The sequence below is a fragment of the Burkholderia sp. Ac-20384 genome, assembly GCF_017104605.1.
GTDB classification, from domain to species: domain Bacteria; phylum Pseudomonadota; class Gammaproteobacteria; order Burkholderiales; family Burkholderiaceae; genus Burkholderia; species Burkholderia lata.
This window is the reverse complement of record NZ_JAAGPE010000721.1, coordinates 1-835: the sequence shown is the minus strand read 5'-3', so window position 1 is coordinate 835 and position 835 is coordinate 1. Positions and strand designations below refer to the sequence as shown.

Annotated in this window: 2 pseudogenes; one reads left to right on the top strand and one right to left on the bottom strand. The window is 66.0% G+C overall.

What is annotated here, in order from left to right:
- Positions 1 to 311, top strand: a pseudogene (locus tag G3O00_RS43020) (ATP-binding protein); the annotation flags it as partial.
- 333 nt (positions 312 to 644) lie between these two features.
- On the opposite strand, the pseudogene G3O00_RS43015 reads toward G3O00_RS43020, so the two are convergent.
- A pseudogene (locus tag G3O00_RS43015) lies at positions 645 to 835 on the bottom strand (hypothetical protein); the annotation flags it as partial.

The following is an 835-nucleotide window of genomic DNA, read 5'->3' as shown; positions in this document are numbered from 1 at the left end:
CATCGGCGCCCGGCGAGCCGAGTGCCGCGGTCGCGGCGCGGGTTGCGCAGGCGCGTGCGCTGCAACTCGATCGGCAGGGCAAGACGAATCACATGCTGAGCGGCCGCGAGACGGACGACCTGTGCCGGCCGACCGACGAAGGCGAACGGCTGCTGCGCGAGGCCGGCGAGCGCTTCGGCTGGTCGGCGCGCGCGTATTACCGCGTGCTGAAGGTCGCGCGGACGATCGCCGACCTGGCCGGCGACCCGCTGCCGACGGCTGCGCAGATCGCCGAAGCGATCCGCTACCGGCGTGCGCTGACGGCGCTCTGAACGCCCTCGGAGGACAAAATCCGGCTGTCAAGACTTGACTTATGCACAATTTCACGAATCCGGCCCCGGATCGGGGCTCGGCGGGACCTTTGCAGCACGGAATCCGTATCTCGTTGTTTTAATTGATTTTTCTCAAAATGCGAGCGAGCGACCAAACGGGCCGGAAGGCCGTCCCGCGCGGCTTGGCGGGAAATCCGGGCAACTTTTCAACAAAGTTATCCACATGCGCTGTGGATAGTCGAAAAAACCTCGCAAAATCCGGCGACTAGCGTCGAAAGCTGCGAATGAACTTTCAGTTGTCACAGAGTGTCTGAGCGCCCTCTCCGGCCGCCGTCAGTCGAGTTTGAACGACCCGAAAAACTGGTCGAGCTGCTCCTGCGTCAGCGGCCCGTCGGCAATCACGACGGCCTGGTACGCGTGCCGGCCGCGCGCGGCGAGCCGCGCGACGATCGTCTTGTGCGTGCGATCGCCGCCGGCGGCCGCGCCCGCGATGCGCAGTTCGAGCCCGTTCACCGCGCCGCCGG